The 13,721-nt window shown below is 67.3% G+C and carries 8 protein-coding genes; 6 read left to right on the top strand and 2 right to left on the bottom strand.

Going from position 1 to position 13,721, the window contains the following annotated elements; all coding sequences use genetic code 11:
• Positions 1 to 3: 3 nt before the first annotated feature.
• Positions 4 to 723, top strand: a complete 720-nt coding sequence (locus VF168_14260; GenBank protein HEX7005344.1) for a hypothetical protein — start codon at positions 4 to 6, stop codon at positions 721 to 723.
• 100 nt (positions 724 to 823) lie between these two features.
• Here VF168_14260 and VF168_14255 read toward each other — a convergent pair whose 3' ends face one another.
• Together VF168_14255 and VF168_14250 are read right to left on the bottom strand one after the other, a co-directional pair.
• Positions 824 to 1,306, bottom strand: a complete 483-nt coding sequence (locus tag VF168_14255) for an SRPBCC family protein (protein HEX7005343.1) — start codon at positions 1,304 to 1,306, stop codon at positions 824 to 826.
• 40 nt (positions 1,307 to 1,346) lie between these two features.
• On the bottom strand, positions 1,347 to 1,682 hold the full coding sequence (locus VF168_14250; GenBank protein ID HEX7005342.1) for a metalloregulator ArsR/SmtB family transcription factor: 336 nt from the start codon (positions 1,680 to 1,682) through the stop codon (positions 1,347 to 1,349).
• Between the two features lie 89 nt (positions 1,683 to 1,771).
• Here VF168_14250 and VF168_14245 point away from each other — a divergent pair, with 89 nt between their 5' ends.
• The 5 genes from VF168_14245 to VF168_14225 all read left to right on the top strand — a co-directional run bounded on the left by VF168_14245 (position 1,772) and on the right by VF168_14225 (position 13,700).
• Positions 1,772 to 2,329 carry a hypothetical protein gene (locus VF168_14245; GenBank protein HEX7005341.1) on the top strand — a complete coding sequence of 186 codons (558 nt, stop codon included), beginning with the start codon at positions 1,772 to 1,774 and terminating at the stop codon, positions 2,327 to 2,329.
• A gap of 184 nt (positions 2,330 to 2,513) precedes the next feature.
• Positions 2,514 to 4,763, top strand: a complete 2,250-nt coding sequence (locus VF168_14240) for a hypothetical protein (protein HEX7005340.1) — start codon at positions 2,514 to 2,516, stop codon at positions 4,761 to 4,763.
• Positions 4,750 to 9,336: a discoidin domain-containing protein gene (locus tag VF168_14235; protein HEX7005339.1), complete on the top strand. Its 4,587-nt coding sequence runs from the start codon at positions 4,750 to 4,752 to the stop codon at positions 9,334 to 9,336. The genes VF168_14240 and VF168_14235 overlap by 14 nt, the downstream gene beginning before the upstream one ends.
• A gap of 154 nt (positions 9,337 to 9,490) precedes the next feature.
• Positions 9,491 to 10,138, top strand: coding sequence for a CsgG/HfaB family protein (locus tag VF168_14230; protein ID HEX7005338.1), 648 nt, complete (start codon positions 9,491 to 9,493; stop codon positions 10,136 to 10,138).
• A gap of 190 nt (positions 10,139 to 10,328) precedes the next feature.
• A complete protein-coding gene (locus VF168_14225) occupies positions 10,329 to 13,700 on the top strand; it encodes an AAA family ATPase (GenBank protein HEX7005337.1) in 3,372 nt (1,123 codons plus the stop codon).
• The last annotated feature ends 21 nt before the right edge of the window (positions 13,701 to 13,721 follow it).

Raw genomic sequence — 13,721 nt, 5'->3', positions numbered from 1 at the left:
CTCATGACCTTCTTCACCCGCCGCCTCCGACCGGGAGCCGGCGGCGCTCCCAAGGCTCGACTGCTCAACCTGACGCCGCTCGCTCAGTTGCGGGCGGGGCGTCTGCCGTTGCGTCTGGTGCAGCTCTTCGTCGGTCTCTCGCTCTTCGGCTTCTCGATGGCGCTGATGATCCGCAGCCAGCTGGGCATGCTCCCCTGGGACGTACTGCACTACGGGGTCGCCACCAACCTGCCGCTTTCGATCGGCACGATCGTGGTCATCGTCTCGCTGGTAGTGCTGCTCCTATGGATACCGCTGCGTCAGAGTCCGGGGCTCGGGACGATCGCCAACGCCCTGTGGATTGGGGTGGCGACGGACGTCAGCCTCCACTTCCTGCCGCAAGCCGTCGGCCTGCCTTGGCAGCTGCTCTTCATGGTCGCCGGGACCGTGCTGAACGGGGTTGCTACGGCGATGTACATAGGCACCCAGCTGGGACCGGGCCCACGGGACGGACTGATGACCGGCCTGTCACGCAAGAGCGGATTGAGCCTCCGCCTGGTACGCACCGGCCTCGAGGTCGTCGTGGTGACGGTGGGCTGGCTGCTGGGCGGGGTGGTGGGGGTGGGCACGCTGCTCTTCGCGCTCGCCATCGGACCCCTCATCCAATACTTCCTGCCAGCCTTCATCGTCGAACTCGAGGCGGCTCCCGACGTGACTGCGCTCGAATCGACCCCGCCCTCCTAGCCGAAGGACCGCGACGGCAGGCCGGTGACCGGCCGGAAGGGGTACCTGCCTAGCTGCCCTTGCCGGGGGCCCGGCCGGCGCCGGGCCCCGCTGGCGGACGTTAGCTGACGGCGGGCAGCCGCTGCAGGAGTTCGTCGAGCTGCTCGTGGCCCTGGACGACACCTTTCTCCATGCCCGACTCGATCATCGCGTCGCGGTCTTCGGTTGACTGGAAGGAGGAAACGGTCCGCACGACCGTCTTTCCCTCCCTCTCCTCGAACCAGAGTGAGTCGAGGGACACATGGCCGGGCCAGCCCTCGAACTCGAAGGTCTGAATTATCGATTCGCTATTGGGGTTCCCGTGGAAGACTCCTCTGAAACCGTACTCGTTGCCCTCAGGGTCGGTGTGGATGTACCGGTAGCGACCGCCGTCGCGTGCTTCGAGCCGCTCGACCTTCATCTCGTAGCCGCGCGGCCCCAGCCACTGGGCCAGCAGTTCCGGCTCGGTGTAGGCGCGGAAGAGCAACTCCTTAGGGGCGTCGAACGCCCGCTCGATGATCACGGTAGGCTTCCCTGGTTCCGCGGTTATCTTCGTCCTGTTCATCGTTCCTCCTTCGTCTGCGGGATCATCAGCCGTGGGATCATCAGCCGTCCCGCTCCTGCTGGAGCGATGCCAGCAGTTCGTCCAGACGCTCGAAGCTTTCGTCCCAGTACTCCTGATAGCGAGCCAGCCAGATGGTCGCCTCGCGCAGCGGGCCGGCCTCCAGGTGGTTGAGTCGCGCCGTTGCCCGCCGGGTACGGGTGATGAGCCCGGCCTGCTCGAGCACCTTGAGGTGGCGCGAGATAGCCGGTTGCGACACCCCGAACGGTTCGTAGAGTTCGCCAACGTTGGCGTCGCCGCGTGCGAGGCGATCGAGGATCGCGCGGCGAGTGGGATGCGCCAGTGCGCCGAATACCGCGCTCAACCGATCAGAATCCATTCATAACGACTCCTTTCTATAACGTGATGGTTAAGTATGCGTTAGCGGGCGCCGGTTGTCAATAGGGTGACGGTTAGACTGAGCCGAGCATGAAGCGGATCTGCGTGATCGGCACGACCGGCGCCGGTAAGACGACGTTCGCCGGGCGTCTGGCCGACCTCCTCGGCTGCGAGCAGATCGAACTGGACGCCCACCATTGGGGACCGCACTGGACGCCCAGGCCTACGGAGGAGTTCAGGGCCTCGGTACGAGCAGTGGCGGCGCAGGAGTGCTGGGTCGCAGACGGGAACTACCACAAGGTACGCGACCTGCTGTGGGCGAGGGCCGACACGCTGGTATGGCTCGACTACTCGATCGGCACGATCCTCACCCGCCTGCTGCTCAGGACCATGAGGCGCGTGGCGAGGCGCGAGGAACTCTGGGGCGGGAACCGTGAGAACCTCTGGTGGCATCTCGCGACCCGCCGATCTCTATTCCTCTGGGCCCTGCAGACCCATTGGCGACGGCGACGAGCCTACCCACAACTCATAGCGGCGCCAGAGTTCTCCCACCTCCGGGTCGTGCGCCTCTACTCGCCCGCCCAGGCAGAGGTCTGGCTGACACAGACGGCAGCCGCGGAAGCGACGAGCGCAGAGCCGACGAGGTGACTTCAGCAGAGATGCTGTAACGCTTCGGTAACGCCAACTTCCCTACGCTCCACGAGTGAATCTGAGTTGGAGTGTGATCGGTGTGTCGATTAGCTGTTCGCGGAGAAGAGTAGGGATCTGGGCAACTTCGCTTCTCACGCTCGGGATGCTTGCGCAGACGGCTTTCGCGCAGGACGCCCCCGAGTTGGAACAGCTATTCGAGGCAGTAGAGATCGCTGCCGCGCAACAGCCGCGCGACTCGTTCGATCCGCAGTGGATCGTAGAGGAGGTCGGCACCGAGCCCGAGGCGCTGTTCGCATGGGTTCGCGACAATACCTATCTGGTGCCCTACAAGGGGGCCCTGCGTGGTCCGGTCGGAGTCCTCATGGACCGACGGGGGAACTCCCTCGACCGTGCGCTCCTCCTGCGCGAACTCCTGATTCGAGCTGGCCACAACGCCTTGCTGGTAACCGGCACTCTGACGGCTGAACAGGCCGAAGGCCTGCTGGAAAACCGGTCGCAGCCGCCGGAGGGCATCGATCCTGCAGAGGCGCGGCAGGCCGCCATGAGTGCCGAAGAAGTGGTAAGTGCCGAAGAAGTGTGGGCTGGCCATGGACTGGATGTCGACATGCTTCGGGATCGCATCACCGAGCAAGAAGCGGCCGGGGACGAGATCGAGCGAACCTTGGCTGCCAGGACCGACGAGCAGACGAGATTCCTTGTCGACCTCGCTGGCGACCTCATCAGCGGCCAACAGGATGAACGTGCCCTGCGGATCGAGTCACTGCGTGATCACTGGTGGGTGGAGATCCAGATGCCGACCAACATCGTCGACCTGGATCCTTCTCTCCCAGACGCCGAGGTCGGAGAGATCATCGCTCAGCCCGCCACGCGCTTCAGCCCCGAATCCGTCGGTCAACTGCGCGGGTTGCCCGACATGACGCACACCGTGACCATCCGCGTGATCATCGAACGCCTCAACGAAGGCGAACTCGAGGAGCAGGTGGCGCTCGAGCATGAAATATTTCCTGCCGAGCTTTACGGCAAGCCGGTGCAACTCCTGCACACGCCCCCGAGCCTCCCCCAGGAGTTGAGCACCCTCACCGGCGCCGCGCTGGAAGAGCGCCTGGCGACGCTCGAGGTGGAGCGGGAAGAGTGGTTGCCGATCCTGCGAGTCGGCGACGAGGAGATAGTTCAGAAGTCGTTCACGAAGACTGGCGAACTGAACAGCGATCCGGGCAGCAGTGCCGCATCCGCCGGGCAGGTCGGCAACGCGGTCGGGGGTATGTTCGGAGGATTCGGAGGCGCCCTGGGCGGCGCGGCACCCGAGCAGACCTCCTACCTGACCGCCGAATTCATCGAGTACGAGTTGCACGTTCCCGGAGCGGGAACGCGCAAGATCCGGCGCGAGGTCTTCGATCTCATCGGTGCCGCCGCGCGACTCGGAGACGACTTCGTCGCGATCCAGGAGCGTCTCGCTGCGAGAGAAGAACCTCCCTTCGTCGTCTCGGAGGTCGATATCCTCGCCACGCCCACCCTGCCCTCGGCAAGCTTCTACGCTCACCTGGCGGCGAGCGCGCTTGCTGCCAACAGGGAGGTCCTGCTCGGATCCCTCGAGGGGGACTTCGACGGAAACCCGGCCTCGGTCGACACCGCCCCGTTCCCCTCTCCCGCGTACGGCGTCGCGCTGGCGCTACGCGAGATGGCAAGCGGCGCCGGGTTCTACTCGGACCGGGTGAGCATCTTTACCTTCCACCGACTCGGCACATTGAGCGGCGAAGAGTTGACCGAGATCGAGGCGTTCGACGTGGTGACCGACGGCTCCGATGCGGGGAGCGCAAGCGCCGACGCCGACGACAGGCTCAGACGCGGAGTGATGCTCACGAACATCGAAGCAGCCGCGCACCCGAGTGCCGAGGCCGGGGTCGTCAACACGGCGCTGCTCCTCGAAGCAGGTCGGGAGCAGGGTGTGGACTGGATCGCGTTGCGGTCCCCCACGGACCCAGGTTGGCAAGAGCTGAAGCTCTCCCCCGACTCGATCGCCCGGATACGGGAGTCGGTGGAGGCGGGTGCGGTCGTCGTAGCTCCGCTATCCCCCATCTCGGTCGCAGGGCAAGCCCCCGAGGAGGGCTGGTGGACTATCGACCCGCTAAACGGGGCCACCCTCGGCATCGGTGCCAACGGATGGGGCCAGGGCATGGTCGAGCAGGCCGAACCACTCGTGAAGGTCGCCATCTCCACCTACTGCTTCATAAGCGCGGGTCTCAAAGCCCGCAGTAGCACAGCCGTGAGGACCAGCGCGCGACTCCTTGTCTGTGCCGCGGGCCTGGGCCTGAGGACGGCGGGATTCATCAGCAATTCGAAGGGGATCGGGATGGCGGGCGACATCATCTCGCTCGTAGCTTCGATAGGGGACGACCTCGCGGACAACCTCTACGGCGATGACAAGAAGTAGCGCCGAACCAAGCGGCTCGGGGAGGGCCGGGACGGCGAGCGCCCGCGCCTTGGGCGTTCCACGCGCGCGCCAGATCGCGAGATGGCTGGTGGCTCTGCTGCTGGGCATCGGCGCGCTCGGCGCGCTCGCATGCTCCTCGGCGATCGCCCAGTCCCAGAGCTGTGCCACCGTCGCCTCCGGCGGTGAGCAGAACAGCCCGATCGCTGCTCCGGCATGCGTGGTGGGCGAGCTAGCGCCCTCGAAAGTCCTGCTCCTTCCGATAACTCTGCCGACGGATGGGTCTCATGCGTCGATTGGAGCGTTTCTGGAGGCGGAAGGGGAGCTAGAGCTGTGCCTGCTCGGCGCCGATGGGGCGCGGCTCCAGTGCCGACGAGGAACAGGCGAGGTCATGCTGGTCGATCTGGTTGGCACCGGCACGGGAGGACACTCGGTACATCTGCGCCAGGACGGAAGCGAGGCGACACGGTTCAGGCTCGAGCTCGGTCTCGCCGCCCCGGAAGCGGACGAGGCCGAGCCGAACGACACTCTTGCCCAGGCCTCCCCGATGCGTGACGGTGAGGCGAGCGGACGCTGGCTGGGTGACGAGTACGACTACTACTCCTTCCAGGTAACCGGAGCTCCTCGACTGTGGCGATTCGAGGCGGCAGGGAGTGGCCTTTCGATGCTCGACTACCTCGACGGATCGGGCAGGTCGGTGCTGCAACGCTCGGCGACCAACGGCGAGGTCTCGATGACCAACCTGTTCCTGCTGCCCGGCCGCCACTATCTCGCGGTGCGAGGCGCCGACTCCGACTACTCGCTGAGGGCGATCCCTCTGGCTGAGCCCGGGGAGGATGCGGAACGCGAGTTCAACGACGACACGACGAGAGCGCTAGCGCTCCCCAGGGGGGCGGTCAGGAGCGGAACCCTCGACGCCGGCGACAGTGACTACTACCGGTTCACCCTCTACGCGCGCGAGTACGTCCGCATCGAGGTGGAGCCGAACGAAGGCACCGGCCTCAACATCTACCTCGACGATCTCTATTCGACCCGGCAGGACCTCCCGCCCGGTGAGCCGACCGTCTACCAGGCGTTGCTCCTGCCCGGCGACCACTACCTGCGGGTGCAGCCGAGCTACGACCAGACCGGTGACTATCGCATCGGCTACGTGACGCTCGATCCGTTGGCGCTGCCGGCAGATGTCGAACCCAACGACGAGGAGTACCAGGCCGGGCCGATGCCGGCAACTGGCTCCATCGAAGGTGAACTGAGCAGAAACGACAACGAGGACTGGTACAGGCTACCGCCGCTGAAGGAGCCGTCAACCGTCACGATGGAGACGGAAGGGTCGCCCCAGCTGACCTTCTACCGGGTAGAGGGAGAGCGCTACGAGCAGGTCGCGCGCGTGAACGGCGAATCGGACCCGACGGTCGAACTGCCCGCCGCGAGTGACCTGAGGCTGCAGGTCTACGGCGAGCAGCCGTACCGCCTGGCCTTCGACCCGGTTGCTTTCGGCCTCTCGGCGCCCGCGCCGGTTCAGCTAGGCGTAACGGTGGAAGCCGACGACGTCCCCCTCTCGGCCTACTGGCACGAGGGGCAGATCATAGAAGGGGTCGTGACCGTGGAGAACGACGGTCCGACTCCCAGACAGGTCGAGTTGCGCACGGCCAGCTCTCACTACGAGTGGCGCCCCCGGCTGGCCCAGACGAGGCTGCTCCTGGAGCCGGGGGAGACCAGGAGGGTACCGCTGACGGTCGAGGTACTGCCCGACGCCCGGGCCGACATCAGCACCAGGATCACGGTTCAGGCTCGGCCGTCCGGTGCCAACGGGACCGAAGACGAGGGGGCTGATCTCTACTTCCGGGCCGATGGGCCCACCGGCACGCTCGAATTCACCGCAGTGTGCGGAGCGCCTCCCCTCAGGCCCACCGCGGTGTGGCCCGTGCCCGCTGAACTGTTGGGCGGACTCGACCTGGCGGCTGCCGGTCTCGGTGGAACCATCGCCGACCCCGCCGGTAGCGGAGCCGCGCTCGCCTTGATCGACGGCATGGTCGCGCCATCGACCGGCTGGCAGGGAGTCGTAGGCAACTCGGTGACCTTCCGCCTTGCTCAGCCGGCCCTGCCCATCGCAGGGCTTCTACTGAACCCGTACTCGCATGGCAGGCCGCAGGAGTGGCTGGACGAGTTCGAAGTGCAGGCGTCGGATGACGGCGAACGGTTCGATACCATCCTCGAGGGCCGACTGAGACCCGAGCCGGTCGAGCAGGCCCTTCTCTTCGACAGCCCGGTGACCACCAGTTACCTCCGCCTCGTCGCCCTGTCGAACCAGAGCGGCTACCGCGGCAGGATCACACTGGGCGAGTTCAAGGCGGTGGCGGCCGAGGCGGAAGGTTTCTTCGGCGGCCTCGGAGCAGACCTCGCCGCCCCCGCGAACGGCGGTTACCTGGTTTGGACGAAGCCCGACCGGCATCCGGGGCCGGATGTCTTCAGCGAGACCTCGGGCGGTTGGGGAGCCTACCTGGACGAGGGCGAGACCGCCATCGAGTGGGCTATCGGTTTCCACAACGACCGTGCCGCCAGGGTTGCAGCGCTCGAGTGGGTTCCCCCCAAGACCGTGGGTGGGCCGCCACTGGAGAGTGTCGAGGTGGCGATCAGCCTCGACAGTCCGGTAGGACCGTGGACGGTCCTGGGAACCTGGGACGTCGCGCGGCAGTCCCGATTCGAACTGGAAGGCGCGCCCTGGGTTCGCTTCGTGCGCATAAGCGCCCGCGGGTTGCCGGAGAAGACCGGCTACTCCCTACCCGCTGCCGTCAAGGTATTCGAGGCCCCCACGAGCGGCGACTACCGCACCATCCTCGGTGAGTGGGGTCAGTCCCAGAAGACCGCGGTCTTCGAGGCCCAGCAGGGACAGTCGGCTCAGGTGGCGCTGAGCGAGAACGACGACAACGACACCGTTGAAACTGCTCAGCTGCTCGTGGACGGGGAGTCGGTCGAAGGCCAGGTAGTGATCGGGGAGGACGTCGACTGGTACCGCATAAGCGTCCCGGAGGGCGAGAACAGCTTCGAACTGACGCTCTCCGGCGAGCCGGTACTGGGCGTCGAGTACGACCTGCTGGACGACGGCGGCAAGCCCGTACTGTTCGACGAATCGGGATCCTCTGCCCAGAAGACGCTGACCGCCTTCGTGCAGCCGGGCGACTACTACCTACGGCTCGAAGAACCGCCCCGATCGGTGGTCTTCGCCTGGGACAACAGCGGCTCGATGGGACCGTATCTCGACATCATCTACCAGACCGTGGCGGGTTTCGTACAGGACGTCCAGCCCGGGCGTGAGGTCGCTCAACTGCTGGCCTTCGAGGAGGACCCCCGGGGTGTCTTCCTGCTGCCCGATTGGAGCGGCGACCCGCTCGAGCTGATGAGCGCGCTCAACGACTACGACCGCTCGGCCGGCTCGAGCAACGCCGAGGCCAGCCTCCTCGCCTCCACTCTTGCACTGGGTGAGCGGGAGGGAACCCGGGCGATCATGTTCATGACCGACGCAGAGAGCCCCGGCCTCGACCTCAATGCCAGGCTATGGACGGAGCTGGAGCGGGTGCGGCCGCGCATCTTCACCTTCGAGACCAGTTCGGCCGGCTCCACCTACACTCAGGACCTCATGCAGTCTTGGGCCGACGTGGCCGGCGGTTACTACGACTACGCCCGGGGCGTGGGCGACTTCGAGGCCGGGTTCGATAGGGCGACTTGCCATCTGAGGCGGCCCGCCCGCTACAGCCTGCTCACGGATACCGAGTACCGCGAGCCGCCCGGGCCGGGGCTGCTCAGCGTCGTGCGCGCCGAGGGGACGGCCGGCAATCCCCCGGTCGAGATAATCCTCGACCTCTCCGGATCGATGAGCCGGCCGCTGCCCTCCGGTCCGAGCCGGGTTGCGGTCGCCAAGAAGGTCCTCGACGACCTGGTGGCCCACACCTTGCCCGCTGGAACGCCGTTCGCCCTGCGGATGTTCGGTCACATCCGCCCCAACAGCTGCGATACCCGCCTCGATCTGCCGCTGGGTCCGCTCGACTCTGCCCAGGTTCAGCGGGTCGTTGCCGCGGCCCAGCCTCAACTACTCTCGGGAACCCCCCTCGCGGATTCGCTGCTAGAGGTCCCCCACGACCTGGGCGATCGCGGCGACGGCGCAACGGTGATCCTCCTGACCGACGGCGAGGAATCGTGTGGAGGCGATGTCGAGGCCGCCGTAACGGCCCTGCGCGACTCGGGCTTCTCGGTCCAGCTCCACATCATCTCGTTCGACGTCGCCTCGGACGAGGCGAAGGCCGCCTTCGCTCAGTGGGCTCGACTCGGAGGCGGCCGCTTCTTCGACACGAGCGACGAAGCGGCACTGGCCTCGGCCCTTCGAGACGCGCTCCAGCCGGCGTTTGAAGTGCTCGCGCCCGATGGCACGGTCGTGGCGGTGGGGACCGTGGGCGGCGCCGGCGTATCGGTACCGCCCGGTCTCTACTCGATCAGCATCGCCGGAGAAACGGTGATAGAAGACGTGCGAGTGCGCGGCGACGACGAACGGGTGCTGACCCTGGGCGGGGATGGGTCGTGAGGCGGTCGGCTCTTCGGTTCGCTCGGGGTAGTGCGACCTTCGCCCGAGATGGTCCCGGCGGGCGACCGAGACCGTTACCGCCGCGTGACGCCACGCCAGGTGGGCCCGTTCCTGGGATTCGGGCAAGCATCGCGATAGGGAAGGGAAGACAAGCATGAAGAAGCAACTAACGACAGCCGTCCTGGGCCTCTTGCTCCTGGTGGCCGCCTGCGCCCCCACCACCTCGGCTCCGGCCAGTACCGCCGCCGCCCAGGTCACCTGCTACGACGACACCCCCGAGACGGTGATGATCGCCGAGTTCGAGAAGGTGGGCGGCGGATACGGCGGGACCAATGTGCTCGGTGTCGAGGAGGCCGCCCGTGCCCGCCTCGTCAACCTCATGGTGAACTCCGGCTGCTATCGGGTGATCGAAGAATCGCAGTTGCAGGCCCTCATCGCCGGCCAAGGGCTCGAGTCCACCGATCCCGCCGAGCTGGCCCGGGCCTCGGGCGCCGGCTACCTGATAACCGGCGTGCTCACCCGCTCCACCCTGAGCCGGCCCAGCGGCGGCATCGCCGGCTTCGGAGGCGGATTCGTAACGGCCGACGTCGCAGTCGACATGCGGGCTACGGACGTGATCACGGGCGAGATAGTCGCCTCCATCGACGCCAGCGCCAGCGTGCGCAACCCGAACTTCAGCGTTACCGGAGTGCCGCTGGCCGGACAGATCTCGTACGAAGATCCGACCTATGGCCCGCTGATGGCCGACGCTGCCGAAGCGGCGATGGTGAAGGCGCTGCAGGAACTCACCTTGCGCTTCTGAACGTACGGCGCGTGACGGAGTGAGGATCGATCCGGCTGGGGCGCCGAGTACCGGCGCCCCGACACCCGGCCCCCCGACCCCCGGCCCCACCGCCGGACCGCTACACCCGGCGCCCCGACCAGGGGCGCCCAGTCTGAGCCCTTCGAGGAGGTCTCGCAGCGAATCGTGCCCTGCCCTATAATCTGCGCAGATGTCGTGGCAACTGCGGGTCCTCGGGGAGACCTCTCTCCTGGGACCGGGGAAACGCGTCGCGCCCGAGCGAAAGACGGCCGCCCTTCTGGCGTACCTGGCTCTGGAGGGGCCCACCGGTCGCTCGCGACTGGCCGGCATGCTCTGGCCCGAATCGGGCGAGGAGCGTGCCCGTGGCAACCTCAGGCAACTCCTCCGGCGCCTGAGAACGGCCTGCGGCGCAGACCTCCTCGACACCTCCGACCAGCTCCGGCTCGATCCGGAAGTCTCCGTCGACGTGCTCCGACTACAGGCGAGGGCCGTGACGGACGGTGCTCTGGACCGAGCTGCTCTCATGGGGGAGCTCTTGGACGGGCATGACTACGACGACTGCCCCGAACTGCTCGAGTGGTTGATCGCTCAGCGCGAACGCCTCGCGCTCCTCCGTCACCAGTTGCTCGAGGAGGAGATCCGCCGCCACGAGGAGCAGGGGGATCTCCAGAACGCCGTGCGGCTGGCCGAGCGGCTGCTGGAGATCGATCCGCTCTCCGAGGAGTCGTGCCGGAAGCTGATGCGACTCCACTACCTGAGCGGTGACCGATCGGCTGCGCTGCGCGCCTTCCGCCGCAGCCGGGAAGCGCTCCAACGGGAGCTGGGACTCGAGCCGTTGCCCGAGACCGTCGCCCTCGCCCGGGAGATAGAACGGCAGGCGAGTTCGCTTCCCGAACGCGAACAACGAGCCGAGCTGCCCATCGCCCTCGAGCGGCCACCCTTCCTCGTTGGCCGCGAGCGGGAGTGGACGGCGATGGAATCGGCCTGGAAGGCGGGCAAGGTGATCGTCGTTCGGGGAGCGGCGGGCATGGGGAAGACGCGACTCATGCTCGAGTTCGTCGCCGAACAGGGACCCTTCCTGCGATTCGCCGCCAGGCCCGGCGACAGGAGCATCCCCTACGCCCTCTTCTCGCGCGGGCTCGGGGAACTCTTCAGCGGCGCCGGTGGGCAGGATCTTCCCGACTGGGCGCGTGCCGAACTCGCTCGCCTGGTGCCTGAGCTCGCCCGAGACGAGGCTCCCGATGCCACGACTGCGCACAAGACCCGGCTTCTCGAGGCGGTGCGTGAAGCGCTCGGGCTCGCTCGATCCGAAGGTCGAACCGCCCTCGTCGTCGACGACCTGCACTACGCCGACGACGCCTCGCTGGAAGCGATCGCCTACCTGCTGCCCGACGGCGGCAGTGGCCCTGCCGGGCTCCGCTGGCTGCTCGGCTACCGGGCCGGGGAACTGGAGGCGAAGCGGGCCGTCTGGGTCGAGGAGATGCTCTCGGGCGAGTGGGCGGTTGCGGTTGATCCGCTGCCGCTCGATGTCGACGCGATCGGTCGGCTGATCGACTCCCTCTCCGTGCCTACCGGGGATATCGCCTCGGGGCTGGCCAGGTACACCGGCGGCAACCCGCTGTTCGTGGTCGAAACGCTCAAGAGCCTCGCGGAAACCGGAAGCCTCGACCTCCCCTTCCCGGAACGTCTTCCCCCTTCCCGGCAGCTCGGTGCTCTGCTCTCGCGTCGGCTCGACCGGCTCTCCCCGGCTGCCCTCCGGCTCGCCCGCGTGGCCGCCGTACTGGAGGAGGCCTTCGACCTCGAAGCCGCCGCGACCATACTCGACAGCGTGCCCCTCGAGCTGGCCGAGCCGCTGACCGAGCTCGAGAGCGCGCAACTCATCGGCGAAGAGGGGTTCAACCACGACCTCATACGCCAGGCGGTGTTGGAGGGGATACCTGCCGCGGCTCGCCGACTGCTCCACCAGCGCGCCGCCGCCTACCTCGAGAAGATACCGGTACCACCGGGAGTAGTCGCCCGCCACTACCTCGCTGCCGGCGACGAACTGCGCGCCGCCCCCTTCCTCAAGGAGGCGGGAGACTCGGCCGCAGCGGCCTACAGGCTGGACGACGCCGCCAACCTCTACCTCCAGGCGGCGGGCCTGCTGGAGCGGAACGGGGAGATCTCAGCGGCTTTCGCGACGCTGTCGGCCACCGTTGAGATACTCCTGAAGCGCGAGTACGGGTCCGGTCACGAAGAGCTGGAACGTTCCCTCTTCCGCCTCGCTCGCACTCCGGCGCAGCTTGCCGAGGCGTGGCAGACCCGTTCGATATTCCTCCAGATGGTGGCTCGCGCAAGGGAGAGCGAGGCTGCCGCCCGGGAAGGGTACCGGCACGCCGTCGCCGCGGGCGACCCGGGATTGCAGGTGGGTCTACTCAATAACGTGGTGGGTGCCCTCTGGCTCCAGGATCGGATCGAGGAGACGCTCAAGATCCTCGCGGAGGCGATCGAGCTGGGCGAGCGGTGTGAGGACCCTATCCCGCTCTCCGAGACGCTGGCGAACATGGGGGTGATACTCGACCACCTCGATCGCCACCGGGATGCGATCGAGTATCACGAACGTTCGGCTGCCCTGCGCGCCAGGCACTCGGGCCGCCTGGGCCAGGTCCAGGTGATGGGCAATCTGGCGGTGAGCCAGGCCGAGCTGGGATTGGCTCGAACCTCGCTCGAGACCGCCGAGCGGATGCTGTTGCTGCTCGAGGAGGTACACGGCGCCGAGGAGTACGAGGTCCACGCGCTCGTTTCGGCCGGCACGGCGCATCGTGACCTCGGCCAACTGCAGAGCTCGCTCGACTGCCTCCAGCGCGCGGTCGCTGCCGCCGAGAAGCTCAATACCTGGCTGGTCACACCGGTTAGGCGGCATCTCGCGGTCACGCTCACCCTCCTCGGCCGCTTCGACGATGCGGAGGAGGAGCTGAACCGAGCGGGCCGGGCCGGGGAGGTCCCGGACCAGGTCCGCAGCGCGATACTCCAGGTGCGGGCCATGCTCGAACAGTATCGGGGAGGCGACCCGACGCCCCTCCTTGCCGAGGCCGAGGAGTTGCTGCGAACGAGCGGCAGGCCCCTCAAACGGGGCAACCTGCTGCTGCTCCAGGCGCTCGCCCTGCCGCCCGAGGAGTCGCTGGCCGCCGCACTCGAAGCCGTTGAGCTGGCCAGCGAACACGAACTGGGTGGTCTGCTCATCGCCGCCCGCACCCGTTGCGCCCAGGCGCTGCTCGCCCTCGGCCGAACCGATGAGGCGCTGGCGCAGGCCGATGCCGCGGTCGCTCTGCTGGACGAGTACGATCCGGTGGATTTCTACCTGCCCGAGCTCCTCTTGACGCGTTACCGCATCCTGGCGGCCGCCGGAGCCGAGGGGGCCGACGACCAGCTTCGCGCCGGCCTGGAGTGGGTGGAGAGGGCGGGCGCTGGACTGACTGCGAAGTCGGACCGCAGCAGCTTCCTGAGCGCGAACCCGGTGAACCGAGAACTGCTGAGAACAGCTGCCTCGGCCGGAGTTGCGACGGTTCCGACTTCGACCTGACCTTGCCCCCTCCGTAACGCA

This window comes from Trueperaceae bacterium, from assembly GCA_036381595.1.
Lineage (GTDB): Bacteria > Deinococcota > Deinococci > Deinococcales > Trueperaceae > DASVCN01.
The sequence above is the reverse complement of the archived record's forward strand: the minus strand, read 5'-3'. Positions and strand labels throughout refer to the sequence as shown.

What these genes read in the sequence shown, in the direction of transcription:
- VF168_14250 (HEX7005342.1), bottom strand. Translation starts at nt 1,682, where the DNA reads ATGGATTCTGATCGGTTGAGCGCGGTATTCGGCGCACTGGCGCATCCC.
- VF168_14235 (HEX7005339.1), top strand. Translation starts at nt 4,750, where the DNA reads ATGACAAGAAGTAGCGCCGAACCAAGCGGCTCGGGGAGGGCCGGGACG.
- VF168_14245 (HEX7005341.1), top strand. Translation starts at nt 1,772, where the DNA reads ATGAAGCGGATCTGCGTGATCGGCACGACCGGCGCCGGTAAGACGACG.
- VF168_14260 (HEX7005344.1), top strand. Translation starts at nt 4, where the DNA reads ATGACCTTCTTCACCCGCCGCCTCCGACCGGGAGCCGGCGGCGCTCCC.
- VF168_14225 (HEX7005337.1), top strand. Translation starts at nt 10,329, where the DNA reads ATGTCGTGGCAACTGCGGGTCCTCGGGGAGACCTCTCTCCTGGGACCG.
- VF168_14230 (HEX7005338.1), top strand. Translation starts at nt 9,491, where the DNA reads ATGAAGAAGCAACTAACGACAGCCGTCCTGGGCCTCTTGCTCCTGGTG.
- VF168_14255 (HEX7005343.1), bottom strand. Translation starts at nt 1,306, where the DNA reads ATGAACAGGACGAAGATAACCGCGGAACCAGGGAAGCCTACCGTGATC.